Here is a 15,958-nt window from a genome sequence, read left to right on the forward strand (position 1 = left end):
ATAGAATGGAAAATAAAAAGAGGGTTATCGGGGTTCTGGGACTTGGATTATTTGGATCGGCTATTGCCAGACGTCTAGCTAAACAGGGAATAGAAGTGATTGGCTGTGACCGCTTGGAAGATCATGTCAGAGAATTGGAAAATTATCTCACTGTTGGTGGTGTGGGAGATTTTACTGATCCCGATTTTTTGAAAGGATTAGGGATTGCTAGCTGTAATGTGGTGGTGATTGGAACCGGGTCAGATCTAGGGGCTTCTGTTTTAGGGGTGATCAACTGCCAAGAACTAGGGGTAGATCGCATTATCTGTAAGGCTAAGAACAAGCGTTACGGGCAAGCTTTAATGGCTTTAGGCGTTTCTCGAGTCGTTCTATCTGAAGTAGAATCTGGTTACCATGTAGCCGATATTATTAGTCGTCAGTCTATTGAAGACGTGATCAAATTAGATGATGAAACCGCCGTTGTTGAATTTCGGGTACCTGAAGCTTGGCTCCATCGGGAATTGAATGACTTAGACTTGCGTAATCGATATGACCTCAACATCATTGGAATTCGTAAGCAAAGTAAAGAACCGCTCTTTACCCAATTTGGCCCAGAATATGTTTTCCGTTCTGAAGATATTGTCGTAGCGGTAGCTAATACAGCAAAATTTGACACCATTGATAATCTCGAACGATTGTAGAGAGGCTTTATTCTATTGAGTTTATAGAAGAAACTGCTTAATAAAAAAAGCCCATTGATCTGTCCTATATCAGCCATTTGAAAGATAAGATACAAGGGTTGATGAGGGAGAACAATGGGTTATTTTTTTGCTATAGTGAGCTGATTAATAAAGCTGATTTTTAAGAAGAGCGAGAGGAGTTAGATGAGCGATAGGCTTTAGCAGCAACAAGAACCGCCTGAACAAGCACTATCCAGACTTGATGGAGCCTTGGAAGATCCACAATCGAAAGTACCAAAATGTTGGCTTCTATCCCCGATAATATCAAAATAGGGGCTAAAACGAGTGTCTTGAACCATCGCACAAGAGTTACCACAGACAGCTAGAGGCAAATCTTTGTAGAAACGGTGGTGATCATCTAAGTCGAAATAGTGAGGAGAATTTTCAATGCCCCCACGATAGATAGCCACTTGACCGTATTGTTCACAGATATCTTCAATCTTATCTGGAATTTTCATGGCACGGACTGTTCGAGAAGTAAATTGAATATTACCTGTCAAGGCTTCGATAGCTTCGTTATGGATGCTAGCTAGTGAAGAAGAGACATAACGGATATCTAACCAGCCAATTTTTTGCATCAAACGGCGGAAGTCTTCAATGTACATAGCACCCCCGATACATTCCCCTCGTAAGAGAGGATTTTCTGCTAATTCTTTTGGTACTCGTCTGTCCGAAAAAATATCAGAAAAGTAGAGTTCGCCACCGACTTTCAGCACACGCCAGATTTCTCTGAAGACACTTTCTTTAAATGGAGAAAGGTTAATCACACAGTTAGACACAACGACATCAATGGACTCATCTTTGATGCCAAGAGCTTTGAGGTCTTCAATATAGCCTTGGTGGAAGCTCACATTCGAATGAGTGTAGCCATATTTTTCAGCCATTTCCTTTTGGTATTTTCGAGCGATAGCTAATTGATCTTCGTTCATATCCACCCCAATCACCTGTCCGTTAGGGCCGACTAGTTTGGATAGAATGTAGACATCTAAACCAGTCCCACAACCAAGGTCTAAAACAGTCAATCCTTCTAGAAGTGGTGGGATAGGTGAACCACAACCGTAAAAACGTTTCACAATTTCCGGATGGATAAGCTTTCGAATTTTTCTTAAGGGTTTGGGCATACAATCAGCAGCGCAAGAACAGATGTTGGTTTTCATTTGCCCTTCTTCTTCATTAGTAATCTTGCTATAGTACTGTTTGACTTCTTCACGTAGGTCTGTCATAGCCATCCTCCTATTGGTTAAAAGTGTGAATAAAAATGCTTACAATGGTATTTTATGATGCATGCTATGGTACGTCAATCATAATATATATGTATAAATAGGGGCTACTTATTGAAGAAATAAAAAACACTATTCCTTCCAGTGAGCATAAGCATTTGCCCATAAGATAGCGGATGAGGAGATAAAACACTATTCCTTTGAGTGAGCATGATCAGTTGACCATAAGATAGACAGATGAGGAAATAAAATATCCCTTCTTCGAATAGCATAAGCATTTGCCCATAAGATAGACGGATGAGGAAATAAAACATTACTCCTTTAAGTGAGCAGAGTATTTTGCCCATAAGATAGACAGATGAGGAAATAAAACACTATTCCTTTGAGTGAGCATAATCAGTTGACCATAAGATAGACAGATGAGGAGATAAAATATCCCTTCTTCGAATAGCATAAGCATTTGCCCATAAGATAGACGGATGAGAAGATAAAATATCCCCCTTTTTGTGAGCATATTATTTTCTTTATATTTAAAGAAATGGTAAAACATAATTGAGGACAGATCTCATTATAGCTAGTGCTTTGTTTTTTGTTGAGAACGATTCTCAGTTATAAATTAAAGGAGAGGATAGTATGTCAGCTAAGAAAATAAATATCGGTGTGGCTGTTATGAAGATTTTTGAGTCTTGGGGTGCCAAGACTATCTATGGGATTCCATCCGGTACCCTCAATGCCTTTATGGATGCTATGGGGGAAACGAGTCAACATGATGTCAAATTTTTACAAGTAAAACATGAAGAAGTTGGGGCAATGGCCGCAGTCATGCAATACAAGTTTGGTGGGAACTTGGGGGTATGTATTGGTTCTGGTGGTCCTGGAGCAACCCATTTGATCAACGGCTTGTATGATGCCTCTATGGATGCAACTCCAGTTGTAGCTATTTTGGGTTCTCGTCCCTTGAAGGAATTGAATATGGATGCCTTCCAAGAATTGAATCAAAATCCAATGTATGACCATATTGCCGTTTATAACCGCCGTGTCGCTTATCCAGAACAACTGCCTCATTTAGTAGACGAAGCTTGTCGGGTGGCTTTGGCCAAGAAGGGCGTGGCTGTTTTAGAGATTCCAGGGGATTTCCCATCTTATGAGATGGATGAAGATGCTGTTTATTCTTCTGCTCCTTCCTTCCGTCCTTTTATATCCAGCGCATTGAATGAAGAAGATGTGGATAAGGCTGTTGAAGTCTTGAAGGCTTCAAAACGTCCAGTGATTTATGCTGGCGTCGGGGTCTTTGGACATGGCCCAGCTGTAGAAGCTTTATCCCGTAAGATTAAAGCACCTGTCATTACTACTGGGAAAAACTTCGAAAGTTTCGACTACCATTTTGAAGCTCTAGCTGGCTCTTGTTTCCGTGTTGGCTGGAAACCTGCTAATGAGCTTATTTTGGAAGCGGATACCGTCTTATTTGTGGGATCTAACTTCCCATTCGCTGAGTTAGACTCAACTTTCAGAAATATTGACCACTTTATTCAAATTGACAATAATCCAACTCGTTTGGGTAAACGTCATGCGACAGATGTCTCTATTTTAGGGGATGCCGGGGAAGCGATTGAAGCCATTTTATCTAAAGTGGATGAAGTAGAAGAAAATGCTTGGTGGAGAGCTAATCTCAAGAATATTGAAAACTGGCGCCAATACATCAATAAATTGGAAACAAAGACTGAAGGCGACTTACAATTCTACCAAGTCTATAATGCCATTAACAAATACGCAGATGAAGATGCTATCTACTCTATTGATGTGGGTAACTCTACTCAAACCTCTATCCGTCACCTCAAGATGACTCCAAAGAATATGTGGCGGACGTCACCTCTCTTTGCTACTATGGGAATTGCTTTGCCTGGTGGTCTTGGGGCTAAAAATACCTACCCTGATCGTCAAGTTTGGTGCTTGAACGGGGATGGAGCCTTTTCAATGGTTTACCCTGATGTAATTACTAACGTTCGCTACAAATTACCTGTTATTAATGTGGTGTTTGCTAACCGAGAATATGCGTTTATTAAGAACAAATATGAAGACACCAATAAAAACAACTTTGGGACAGAATTTACGGATGTCGATTATGCTAAGATTGCGGAAGCTCAAGGGGCTCTTGGTTTGACTGTTTCTCGGATTGAAGATATCGATCATGTAATAGAAGAAGCAGTGAAAGCAAATAAAGCAGGTCAAACTGTTGTGGTGGACTGCAAGATCACTAAAGATCGTCCGATCCCAGTTGAAGTTTTAAGATTGGATCCAAAACTTTATTCAGCAGAAGAAATAAAGGCCTACAAAGAAAAATATGAAGCAGAGGATTTAATTCCATTCCGTGAATTCTTAGAAGCAGAAGGGTTAACATCGAAATATATCCACTAGTTGGTGGAATGGTGTGAGCCTTTAAAAAGCTTAATAGAGAAAATCTTTTAAATGAAAAACTGTTCGTTACAAGAACTTACCTTCCATAATTGAGACTAAATAGTCAAATGATGAGGAAGGGGGTTAGCTAACGGACAGTTTTTTTGTAAAAATGAGAGGACGTATCCAAATTAAAGGACTAGTCCATTTGTAAGAAAAGGCTTACAATTTGAAATGTAAAAGGTAGTGACGTCATAACAAGTTGTAACCCATGAAAGGAGAAAAAAATGAAAGCGTTCTACAAATTAGTTGCTACAGTTATGTTGTTTTGTGCCATGGTTCTAGGATTATTGGTAGGTAAGTCTAATCAGCACACAGTATTTGCTAAAGATAAACCATTTAAAGTAGCTTTGATAACGAGCGAAGGTGGGTTGGGAGATCGTTCATTTAACGATTCTGGTAATCGAGGAATGAAGTTAGCCAAGAAAAAATTGGGTGTAGAAACTAAAGTAGTTGAGCCTGGAGATGTGTCTGAAGGTGAAACGTATCTAACAAAATTGGCTCAATCGGGATATGATTTAGTGATCACACTAGATTTAGGACATAAAGATAGCTTAGCAAAGGTAGCAAAAGCTTATCCTAAAACACATTTTGCAATTTTTAATACCGTAGTAAAAGGGAAAAATATTTCATCAGTTATGTTTAAAGAGCATGAAGCATCATACTTGGCAGGAGCACTCGCTGCTATGGTCACTAAAGATGCTGATCTAAATAAAAGCAATGAAGATAAAACTATTAGTTTTATTGGAGGGATAGACTCTCCAGGTATTAATATCTTCTATACAGGATTTCAATCAGGTGCCCAAGCAATTGATCCATCTATTAAGGTCTTAAAAGGATACACGAATTCTTTTGCTGATCCAGCTAAAGGGAAAGAATTAGCCATCTCTCAAATAAATAAGGGATCAGATGTTGTATTCCAAGCAGCTGGCGCTACCGGAGATGGAGTTATCCAAGCAGCCAAAAAATCTAATGTTTACGCTATTGGTGTTGACTCTGATCAAGATGGTATTGCTAAAGGGACAGTTCTAACTTCAGTGATGAAGCGAGTAGATAATGCTGTTTTTGAGTTAATTGAAAAAGGTAAGGTAGGGAAATACCCTCATACTATGGAGTTGGGATTAAAGGAAAAAGGGGTTCAACTCTCTGAAATGAAGTACACCAAAGATCAATTGAAGCCTGAATACTTAGATAAAATTAATGAGTTAAAAGAAAAAATCATTAAAGGGGAAATAACTGTTAAGGATACAAGAAAGTAGGGGGAATTTATGGCTGTCATCGAAACAAAAAATTTAAGCAAACAATTCGGTGATTTTACAGCTGTTGATCAAGTTTCCATTCAATTCAAATCAGGGGAAATACATGCCATTTGTGGAGAAAATGGAGCAGGTAAATCAACTTTAATGAATATGCTTTATGGATTACTTCAACCTTCCTCTGGTGAGTTATTAATAAATGGAGAAAAAGTGAGATTTCAATCCCCAAGAGATGCTGTTTCTAAGGGTATAGGGATGGTGCACCAACACTTTAAGTTGGTGCCTTCTCTAACTGTTTATGAAAATGTCTTATTGGGTCATGAAATTTGCCATAATTATTTGATTGACGATAATGTTGAAGCACAAACAGTTCAAGATACTATTGATCGATTTGATTTTGACTTGGATGCAAAAAGTATTGTGGGGCAGCTTTCAGTAGGGGAACAACAACGTGTTGAAATCATAAAAATGTTACATCAAGATGTCGATGTGCTTATTATGGACGAACCTACAGCAGTTCTTACGCCTGAACAAATTGATGAATTATTAAAACAGCTAATAGCTTTAAAAAAACAAGGGAAAACCATCATTTTGATTACGCATAAGTTAGATGAAGTAAAAAAATGTGCGGATCGTGTGACTGTTATTCGTAGAGGTAAGTGGATAGCTACTGTAAATAATAGTGATGTAAGCAAAGAAGATATTTCCACATTAATGGTGGGAAGAAGTGTTAGAGAGATTAAGAATGATAAGGGTCATGAGTGTAGCGGAAAAGTAGGCCTAAAGTTGGAAGACATTTGCTTCAAAATTCCATCTGGAAAAGATGTATTAGACCATGTCAACATTGAAGTTAAATATGGGGAAATAGTTGGTATTGCAGGGATTGAAGGTAATGGGCAAAGCGAATTAGTCAATATTCTAACTGGTATTATTAAACAGACATCAGGAAAGTTTATTTATGAGGGAAAAGAAGTTATAGATAGCTCACCATTGAAATTAAGGGAGATGGGTTTTGCTTTAGTTCCTGAAGATCGCTATAAAGAAGGGCTGAGCAAAGAAATGAGCGTGTGGGAAAATATGATAGCTGGTCGCTATAAAGAAGGGTATTCATCTTCTAAAGGGATTTTAAATAAGGGAGCGATTCGGCAGAAGACAATGAAATTAGTTAAAGAATATGATATTCGAAATTGCAATGATATTACCATTAAAGTGGGTAATTTATCAGGTGGAAATGCCCAAAAAATAATTATGGCCAGGGAGTTATCGTGTAATCCTAAAGTAACCGTTATGAGTCAACCAACACGTGGAGTAGATATAGGAGCCATAGAGTTTATTCATTCTAAAATTCTTGAATTAAAAGAAGCTAACAAAGCTGTCCTGATTGTTTCTTCAGACTTAAATGAAATTTTGAATTTGAGTGACCGAATTTATGTTATGCACAAGGGGAAAATAGCTGGTGTTAGAAAAAAAGCAGAAACAAGTAAGGAGGACTTGGGACGTTTGATGGTGGGAATTGATAGCATGAGATCTCAAGATGAACAGGAGTTGGGCCGAGATGCGTACAGATAAATGGCGAATGCTGTGTACTACTTTAGCTCCTATAGGTGTAGCACTGCTAATTGGATATTTCATTATCAAGGTGTCAGGCCATAACCCGTATGAAGCATACATGAATTTATTTGCTGGGTCTTTTGGAAGCAAAGATCAAATTTGTAATACTTTATTCTCAGCAACTCCGTTAATTTTTACTGGACTAGCGACAGCGATATCCTTTAAAGCTGGATTATATAATATGGGAGCAGAAGGTCAATTGTATTTAGGAGCATTTGTAGCGGCTTATATAGGATTTTCTTTTAAACATCTTCCAATGGCAGTTCATTTGCCCTTATGTTTACTTGCTGGATCTTTAGCTGGGCTACTATTCGCGCTAATTCCGGCTCTCATTAAAGCCTATTTGAAGGTTGATGAAATGGTATCGACATTAATGTTAAATTATGTCGCTATATTGTTTACTTCTTGGTTAGCTGCTTATCCTTTTAGAGCACCAGGGTCTTCAAATCCTGAAACAGTAAATATTAATCCATCCGCTGTGTTGATGCGATTGTTTCAAGGATCACAGCTACATGTAGGATTTATAATAGCTTTAATTGTGTTTGCTTTAGTGTATTATATATTAAAATATACTTTGTTTGGTTATCAAATTAAGGCTATTGGCCAAAATGTTGATTTTTCACAATTTGTGGGGATGAATGTTTCGAGTAAAATTGTTCAAATTATGTGCTTATCAGGAATTATATCTGGTTTAGGTGGAGCTATTGAGGTGTTAGGTACTCACGGGAAATTTATTAGTGGCTTTTCTGCTGACTATGGCTGGACAGGATTAACTGTTGCTTTAATTGGACGATTTAATGCGATAGGTGTTTTCCTGGCTTCTATTGTGTTTGGGGCTTTAAAAAGTGGTGGAAGTACTATGGAAATTATGACTGGAGTGCCGCGGTCTTTGATTACTATTATCGAAGGAATGATAGTTCTGTTCTTTACTATTCAAATTAGATATAAACGACGTAAGACATTTGGAGCTAAAAGAGCAGATAAGGGGGGCGTTAAAAATGGATAGTTTTCTAGTTCTCCTACATTCTACGCTACGTATGAGTACTCCAATTGCTTTGGCTGCTTTAGGCGGGCTATTTGCTCATCGAGCTGGGGTTTTAAATGTAGCCCTTGAAGGAATGATGTTAGCTAGTGCTTTTACCGGAGTTATTGTGAATTATCTCACAGGAAGTTTACTACTGACTTTAATTGCTGGTGTAGCGGTATCTATTGTCTTTAGCTTAATTTTTGCACTCTTTGGACTAAGTTTAAAAGGGAACCTGACTATAGTTGGCTTGGCAATCAATACACTTGTTTCAGGTTTATCAGCATTTATATTGCAGATAGCTTTTGGACAAAGGGGGACCTTTACTAGCGAGAAGCTGATTGGATTCCCAGAAGTGAATCTTCCAATAATCCGGCATATTCCAATAATTAATCAGGTGCTGAATAAGCACACACCGATTGTATACGTTAGTATTATCGCCCTCTTTGTATGCCATATTTTGCTGAATCATACCAAAATTGGCTTGTATATTCGTATAGTGGGAGAAAATAAAAATGCGGCAGAATCGGTTGGTTTATCCGTAACTAAAATTCAGTATTTAGCAGTTAGTATTGGTGGTGTTTTGTGTGGGCTAGCTGGTTTAAATATATCCTTAGAAAATGTTCATATGTTTGTTGAAAATATGACAAGTGGGCGAGGCTTTATTGCCTTAGCAGCTATTTATTCAGGAAATGGAACAGCTATAGGAACATATGTATTTAGTTTGCTGTTTGGTATGGCGGATGCTGCTCAAATACAGTTGCAAGGTATCAATATTCCAGGTGCCTTTATTCAAATGATTCCTTATATAGCTATTGTGGCTGTTTTGACGATTATTGGTTTAGCAGAAAAGAAGAAGGGTGGGATGTTGATTGGAAAATAAATCATATACAAGTGCATTAATTGTCATTGACATGGTTTACGATTTCGTTAACCCTCTTGGACGTGTTTATTATGAAGGAAATAGAGATTTACTAGAAAAAGTTAATCGGCTGATTCTGCAATGTAAAGATAAAGGTATGCTTATTATTTATCTTCAACATTCTCATAGGAGAAATAAATTTGATGCAGGGTTGACTAGAGGGCGTCTAAATTGTATGGAAACAGATGGCGGGGATGCGTTAGATCCTAGTCTTCCAATTAATCAAGATGAAGATTTTATTCTTAAAAAAAGGCGCTATAGTGGATTTGCCTATACAGATTTGGATCTCATTTTAAAAGAACATGGCATCAATAAAATATATATATGTGGGACAAAAACGAATAATTGTGTTCGTTCCACCGTCGAGGATGGGTATCATCTTGGTTACGATGTTTGGGTGATAAAAGATTGTGTTGCAACAAATGATCCAAATGTTAATCAGGTTCACTTACAGGATATTGATAAATATTATGGACATGTCGTTTCTAGTACGGATCTATTAGGGGAGTAGTGAGTATGGTGAAAGAAAATGACATTATTATTTGTGGCTATCCAAGTATTGATCAGATGATTCAATTGGATTCTACTCCCAAAATTGGAAGAACATCTACCATTGTAAAAGAATCAATGTCTAATAAGTTGTATGGGGGATGCTCTGTTAATATTGCCTATGCTATGAGTGCTTTAGGTATTCGTTGTGGGCTATCGATGATAGTTGGAAACGATTTTGAGTCAAGTGGCTTTAAAAGCTTCCTTGAAAAAGGAAGGATCGCTATCGATGATGTTTTGGTAAATACAAAGTTACCAACATCACATACTTATCTCATTGCCAATCAGAAAAATGAACAAATGACCCTATTTTATCCAGGTCCAATGGCTGTAGAGCATGAAAGAAAATATGCCGATCCTAAAATTGATGGCAAGAGCTTGCTTATTACGATTGGGAACTTGTATAGAAATCAATTAATTTTAGATCAAGCCATTGAAAAAGGCATACCTGTTTTCTTTAGCATGAAAGGAGACTTAGCTTCTTTAAATCAAAGTTATATCAAAAAGGTTTTAAAGAATTGTCAAATCATCTTTATGAATGAAGCAGAGAAAGAGATGCTAGATAACTTGCTTGGAGAAAATATACTAAATAATATTGGACACGATAAATTACAAGCAATTATTGTGACTAAGGGATCAAAAGGGAGTACTTGCTACACAAATGATAAATATATCGATATGGGTATTGCACCTTTTGGTAAGATCGTAGATACGACAGGGTGTGGAGATGCTTATATCGCAGGATTCCTTTCGAGTTATCTACAGGGAGAAGATATTGAATCTTGTATGGCTTCTGGCAGTGTTATGTCATCTTTTGTCATAGAAAGATTCGGTTGTTTAACTAATATTCCTAATAGAGAAGATTTTAACAAACGTAAGAAAGAATTTTGGACTTAATTTTTAAACAAAATCTAAGAAAAGTAGTGAGAAAATGGAACAAACTTTATATATGAAATTAACTGAAAATAATATCGCTCCCTATGCTATTTTGTCTGGCGATCCAGGGAGAGTAGAATTGTTAAAGCAATGGTTAGATGATATTGAGGAGATTAGTATAAATAGGGAATTTGTTACCTATAGAGGTAATTATAAGGGAGTTCCAATTTTGTTATCATCAACGGGTATAGGTGGCCCTTCTGCGGCGATAGCGATTGAAGAAATGCATACGGCTGGAGTACAAGTAGCCGTGAGATTAGGGACGGTGATGTCTATTAATGATCATTTGGGCTATTACTATGTCCCAAGAGCCAGCTACCGTAAAGATGGGACGAGTGATTCATACATTGACCCTTCTTATCCTGCTGTTGCTGATCCGGATTTAGTTCGCCTAATGAGCGAATCGGTTATAGAAAATGGACGATCTCTGGATAATGGCATTATTTATTCAACACAAGCTTATTATCGGGATATGAAAGAATCTAAGTTAACACGTGCCATGAATACATCGATAAGCACTTGTATTAGCAAATTAAAAAAACTAAATATTTCGGGAATGGACATGGAAACGTCAACACTTTTAACATTAGGCAACTTAATGGGTGTAAAGACTTGCAGCGTGACTTTAGCTACGGTAACTGAAAATTGTAGTAGCTCATTGGAAGATAAGGAACGGCTACAAGAAGAAAAGTTATTAGGAAAGATAGTGTTAGAGGGATTAGCGAAGTTAGATAAGGAGATGAATTCAAATGATCGAATGTCTACAAAATAAAAAATGGATCATTGGGATGGTTCATTTGGACCCTCTTCCAGGATCAGTTCATTATAGTGGAGATCTTAATAAACTATACCAAAAGGCTTTGAAGGAGGCTATGTCTCTTAAAGATGGTGGAATAGATGGGATCATGATAGAAAATGCAGGGGATCTTCCCTTTCCTAAAAAATTAGACCCTGTTCAAATAGCAAGTATGGCAGTTATTACTGATCGTATTCGTGAAAGGACAGGTTTGCCAGTAGGGATAGATGCCGCATTTTGTGACTATAAAGCTGCTTTGAGTGCGGCTAAGGCATCAGGGAGTGATTTCGTACGGTTAGCAGTATTTGTTGATACGGTTGTAACAGCACAAGGTTTGATGGAAGCGTGTTCAGCTGATGCAGTGCGCTATAGGCATGAAATTGGAGCAGATGATATTAAAATTCTGGCTGATATACAAGTTAAGTATTCTTATCCTATTTTATCTAGTATAAGCATTGTACAATCTGCTAGAAATGCCCAAGCCAATATGGCAGATGCTGTTATTGTCACTGGAAAGTATTCTGGAAATGAGACGCCAATAGATATTGTAAAGCAGGTTAAAGAGGTCGTCTCGATACCTGTATTTGTTGGAAGTGGCTTAAATGAAGACAATGCTCATGAGCAAATGGATATTGCAGATGGTGCTATTGTAGGGACTAGTCTTAAATCACTCGATGATGGGGATTGGTTAATTGACTCAAAGAAAGTTCAACGATTAATGAAAAATGTAAAGGAGACAAAGTAAAATGTTACCAATGCGACCAATGAAACTCGGTGGAGATTACGTTATTTTCGGTGAGAACTCTTTAGAATATTTATCATCTTTAGAAGGGGCTAGAAAGAAAGCTTTTGTCGTAACCAGTGGAGATTTTTTAGAAAAACAAGGCTATTTAAAGGAAATAACAGATTATTTAGAAAAAGGTGGATTTTCTTGCCAAGTGTTTGATCAAGTTGAGCCAGATCCTTCTATCGATACGGTCAATAAGGGAGCTTCTTTGATGAAAGAGTTCGAACCTGATTGGATTATTGCAGTTGGTGGGGGATCTGTAATGGATGCAGCAAAGGCTATGTGGGTATTTTATGAGCATCCAGAATTATCAAAAATTGAAGACTTGAAGAGTCCAGTACCGAAATTGAGAATTAAGGCTAAAATGGTTAACATTCCTACTACTAGTGGAACAGGAAGTGAAGTGAGTCGTTCGATAGTTATTTCAGATAACAAGACACATGTTAAATACGGTATTGGGGATATGGAAATGATGCCAGATATCGCTATTCTAGAGCCCAAACTTACTTATTCTCTTCCTCCAAGAGTAACAGCGGCATCTGGCATGGATGCGTTAGTGCATTCTCTTGAAGCCAGGGTGTCCAATAGAGCCAATAGTGTAGCTGATGCCTTAGCAAATTATGCTATTAAGCATATTACCAAAAATCTGCCTATTGCCTATAAAGAACCTAATAATACAGAAGCACGTGAAAAAATGTTAATTTCATCTATGGTTTCAGGTATGGCTTTTACCAATGTATCACTAGGAATTGTGCATAGTATTGCTCATGCTATTGGTGGAAAATTCGGTATCCCACATGGAGAATCCTGTGCGATAGTATTACCTTATGTCATTGAAGTGAATTCAGCTAATGAAACAGCAAAAGAAATTTATTGTGAAATAGCTGAAATGCTACACACGGATGATTTGAAATCCTTTATAGAAGATTTGAATAAGCAATTAGACATTCCTGAAAAATTTCAAGATATTATTCAAGATGATGAAAAATTTGAAAAGGAAGTTGAAGATTTAAGCTGCCTTGCACAGCATGATGGTTGTACTAAGACTAATCCTGTTATCCCTGATTTAGAAGGCTTTAAAGAAATTGTAAGAAGGGTGTATTATGGAAAATAACAAGGTCAATATTATTTGCTATTTGTCCAATGGAGCGCCATCTGTAGAAAAAACTTTCGAAAATGCTGAGCGATATATTGAAGCTGGCTGTGATATTATTGAGGTAGATCTCCCTACCGATAACCCCTATTTAGATAATCAACTGATTCAAGATCGTATGAAATATTCTTTTCAACAAGACGAAAGTTTAGATAGGCATTTACAGACAATTGTAGAGCTAAAAAACAAGCATAGCAAAATGAAATTTATTATATTAGCGTATGAAGCAAGTATACTTTTATTGGGAATTGAAAAGTTTATAAAAGCTTTTCAAAAAATTAATCCGGAAGGTCTTATCTTAGTAGGAGAAAAAGATGGAGACGTTCGTCGTGAATTGCAAGGAAAAGGCATTAAATGTGCCGCATATGTTCCTTTTGATTTACCAGAAAAAGATGTGGAAATTGCTAAAAAATCGAATAGTTTCATATATTTGCAAGCAAAATCAAGTGGGAAAATAAAAGATAATTTGGATACTTTGGATAAGGTAATTCATTACATGAGACAAGTTATTGGCTTAAAGCAAGATATATATTGTGGGGTGGGCGTTTCTACTCCTGAAGATATTCGTATGTTAAAAGCAGCTGGCGCTGATGGGGCTTTTATTGGGAGTGGTGTTATAAAAAGAGAGGATACTCCAGAAGAACAAATTGCTTATATTAAGTCATTAAAAATAGCAAGTAAATAATTGGAAGGAAGAGACTATTATGTTGATGAGCTCATCGCCACTTTATGTACAGCTAAAAAGTTACATTACCAAATTGATTGAAAATGAATTTGAAGTCAATCAACAAATCCCCTCAGAATTTGAACTGATGGAAAAGTATCGGGTAAGTCGAACGACTGTACGTAAAGCGATCGATGAGCTTGTAAAAGAAGGCGTTATAGTCAAGAAACAGGGAATTGGGACATTTGTCGTTGAAAAGAAAATTCATCAAGAAATTAGTGACTTTTCAAGCTGTTCTGCTCAATTAAAAATGATGGGATATTGTCCAAGCTATTTGGTCAAGAAGGCAAAAATTTGTCTGCCTAAGCCATCTATTGCTAGCAAATTAGGTTTAAATAATGATGAAAAAATATTCGACTTAGAGAGAGTGACCTATGTTCAAGATGAACCACTATGTATTACTGAGTCTTGCATTCCGTATAAATATATACAAGGTATAGAGAATAATGATTTTTCTAATGTATCTTTATATAAAGTGATCAAAGAAAGCTATGGAATAAGTGTTTTAAATTCTTTTCGAAGTATTGAAATTATTATGTGTGATGATAATTTGGGAGAAGAATTAAATATTCTTGAGAACACACCTATTCTTAAGTTTAAAGGAGAGGTAGAGGGCCTATTAAGGGATAAGTCAGTAGCCAAGATAGAATATTTTAAGACATATTATCGGACAGATAGGATAAAGTTTTATATTTCTCAAAAGGCCCATAATTAATTATTTTATACTTATTGACTATTAGGAATATTGTTTTAGATAAGAAAAATAGTTAACTAATGGTCGATGAATAAGGAGAGATGGAAATGACAGAATTAGCAACGGCCATTTATTCAGATGGAGCAAGTATAGACGATATGTTGGAAGCACTCGCCAAAGGGACAGTGAGCGGCTTTACCACCAATCCGTCCTTGATGAAAAAGTCAGGAGTGACTTCTTACACCGATTTTGCTAGTGAAGTGGTACGACAAATAACGGACTATCCCGTCTCTTTTGAAGTCTTTAAAGATGATTTGGAAGGCATGCGACAAGAAGCTTTAAAGATTTCTAGCTTAGGGTCAAATGTGTATGTTAAGATTCCAGTGATCAATTCCAAGGGAGAATCTACTGCTAGCTTGATCAAGGAATTGAGCCAAGAAGGGCTCAAATTAAATGTGACGGCTATTTTTACGCTAGAACAAGTGCGTGAAGTGGTGGATCATTTGACCGATGGCGTGGATAGCATTGTGTCCGTATTTGCCGGTCGCTTGGCGGATGCAGGGATCGATCCTATTCCAGTGATGAAAGAAGCTTTAGCCATTTGTCGTGAAAAGAAGGGGTGTCAACTCTTATGGGCCAGCACTAGAGAAGTGTATAATATCTACCAAGCAGAACAATTAGGGGTAGATATCATCACTTGCCCTCCAGCTGTCATTAAAAAATATGAGCAAAATAAAGGGAAAACAGCCCTAGAAGGTTCTTTAGAAACCGTCCAAGGCTTCATGAAAGATATAAAGTCTCTAGGCTTCAGTATTTTGTAATAGAAGCATTGCATTAATAATGAACAATAGGAAAAGTCCAATGGTTTGGGGATATATAGTGACCCAAATCTTTGGACTTTTTAGCGTATTATTGGGGGAATTTAGGATTCTACTATTTTCCGTCCTATCAGTAGATAGAGATTGAAGAAAATCTTAGTGTTGTGAGGTGATCAAGGGATTTTAATTATAATAATGACAGCCTTATTGCCCGACATCAGCGAAATCTATCACTGTGTTTGGCAATTAAAAAATCAACCACTTTGGCAATTAAAATCCAACCAGCGTGGCAATT

General features: G+C 37.2%; 15 protein-coding genes. 14 read left to right on the top strand and 1 reads right to left on the bottom strand.

Annotated features, from left to right (window positions below; translation table 11 throughout):
• Positions 1-5: 5 nt before the first annotated feature.
• On the top strand, positions 6-680 hold the full coding sequence (locus D3H64_RS04595) for a TrkA family potassium uptake protein (protein WP_121565089.1): 675 nt from the start codon (positions 6-8) through the stop codon (positions 678-680).
• A gap of 197 nt (positions 681-877) precedes the next feature.
• On the opposite strand, the gene D3H64_RS04600 is transcribed toward D3H64_RS04595, so the two are convergent.
• The gene (locus D3H64_RS04600; RefSeq protein WP_121565090.1) at positions 878-1,942 is read right to left on the bottom strand and encodes a methyltransferase domain-containing protein; all 1,065 of its coding nucleotides are present in this window, start codon (positions 1,940-1,942) and stop codon (positions 878-880) included.
• 630 nt (positions 1,943-2,572) lie between these two features.
• Between D3H64_RS04600 and spxB the strand changes: the two genes are divergently transcribed.
• The 13 genes from spxB (at position 2,573) to D3H64_RS04665 (ending at position 15,666) form a co-directional block, all read left to right on the top strand.
• The gene (spxB, locus tag D3H64_RS04605) at positions 2,573-4,354 is read left to right on the top strand and encodes a pyruvate oxidase (RefSeq protein WP_121565091.1); all 1,782 of its coding nucleotides are present in this window, start codon (positions 2,573-2,575) and stop codon (positions 4,352-4,354) included.
• Positions 4,355-4,620: 266 nt separating this feature from the next.
• Positions 4,621-5,652: a BMP family protein gene (locus D3H64_RS04610; RefSeq protein ID WP_121565092.1), complete on the top strand. Its 1,032-nt coding sequence runs from the start codon at positions 4,621-4,623 to the stop codon at positions 5,650-5,652.
• A gap of 9 nt (positions 5,653-5,661) precedes the next feature.
• A complete protein-coding gene (locus tag D3H64_RS04615; RefSeq protein WP_121565093.1) occupies positions 5,662-7,218 on the top strand; it encodes an ABC transporter ATP-binding protein in 1,557 nt (518 codons plus the stop codon).
• The gene (locus D3H64_RS04620) at positions 7,205-8,266 is read left to right on the top strand and encodes an ABC transporter permease (protein WP_158589223.1); all 1,062 of its coding nucleotides are present in this window, start codon (positions 7,205-7,207) and stop codon (positions 8,264-8,266) included. Before D3H64_RS04615 ends, D3H64_RS04620 begins: the two co-directional genes overlap by 14 nt.
• Positions 8,259-9,167: an ABC transporter permease gene (locus tag D3H64_RS04625; protein WP_121565095.1), complete on the top strand. Its 909-nt coding sequence runs from the start codon at positions 8,259-8,261 to the stop codon at positions 9,165-9,167. The genes D3H64_RS04620 and D3H64_RS04625 overlap by 8 nt, the downstream gene beginning before the upstream one ends.
• Positions 9,157-9,717, top strand: coding sequence for a cysteine hydrolase family protein (locus D3H64_RS04630; RefSeq protein ID WP_199700137.1), 561 nt, complete (start codon positions 9,157-9,159; stop codon positions 9,715-9,717). Before D3H64_RS04625 ends, D3H64_RS04630 begins: the two co-directional genes overlap by 11 nt.
• A gap of 5 nt (positions 9,718-9,722) precedes the next feature.
• Positions 9,723-10,652, top strand: a complete 930-nt coding sequence (locus D3H64_RS04635) for a PfkB family carbohydrate kinase (protein WP_121565096.1) — start codon at positions 9,723-9,725, stop codon at positions 10,650-10,652.
• 34 nt (positions 10,653-10,686) lie between these two features.
• Positions 10,687-11,463 carry a nucleoside phosphorylase gene (locus D3H64_RS04640; protein ID WP_121565097.1) on the top strand — a complete coding sequence of 259 codons (777 nt, stop codon included), beginning with the start codon at positions 10,687-10,689 and terminating at the stop codon, positions 11,461-11,463.
• Positions 11,441-12,232, top strand: coding sequence for a BtpA/SgcQ family protein (locus tag D3H64_RS04645; protein ID WP_121565098.1), 792 nt, complete (start codon positions 11,441-11,443; stop codon positions 12,230-12,232). Before D3H64_RS04640 ends, D3H64_RS04645 begins: the two co-directional genes overlap by 23 nt.
• A gap of 1 nt (position 12,233) precedes the next feature.
• Complete coding sequence (locus D3H64_RS04650) at positions 12,234-13,388, top strand: iron-containing alcohol dehydrogenase (RefSeq protein WP_199700138.1); 1,155 nt, start codon at positions 12,234-12,236, stop codon at positions 13,386-13,388.
• Positions 13,378-14,112, top strand: coding sequence for a tryptophan synthase subunit alpha (locus D3H64_RS04655; protein ID WP_121565099.1), 735 nt, complete (start codon positions 13,378-13,380; stop codon positions 14,110-14,112). Before D3H64_RS04650 ends, D3H64_RS04655 begins: the two co-directional genes overlap by 11 nt.
• A gap of 19 nt (positions 14,113-14,131) precedes the next feature.
• Positions 14,132-14,866, top strand: a complete 735-nt coding sequence (locus D3H64_RS04660) for a GntR family transcriptional regulator (protein ID WP_121565100.1) — start codon at positions 14,132-14,134, stop codon at positions 14,864-14,866.
• A gap of 80 nt (positions 14,867-14,946) precedes the next feature.
• Entirely contained in the window at positions 14,947-15,666 is a 720-nt protein-coding gene (locus tag D3H64_RS04665) for a transaldolase (RefSeq protein WP_199700139.1), read from the top strand.
• The last annotated feature ends 292 nt before the right edge of the window (positions 15,667-15,958 follow it).

The organism is Atopobacter sp. AH10 (genome assembly GCF_003664595.1).
Taxonomy (GTDB): Bacteria; Bacillota; Bacilli; order Lactobacillales; family Aerococcaceae; genus Atopobacter.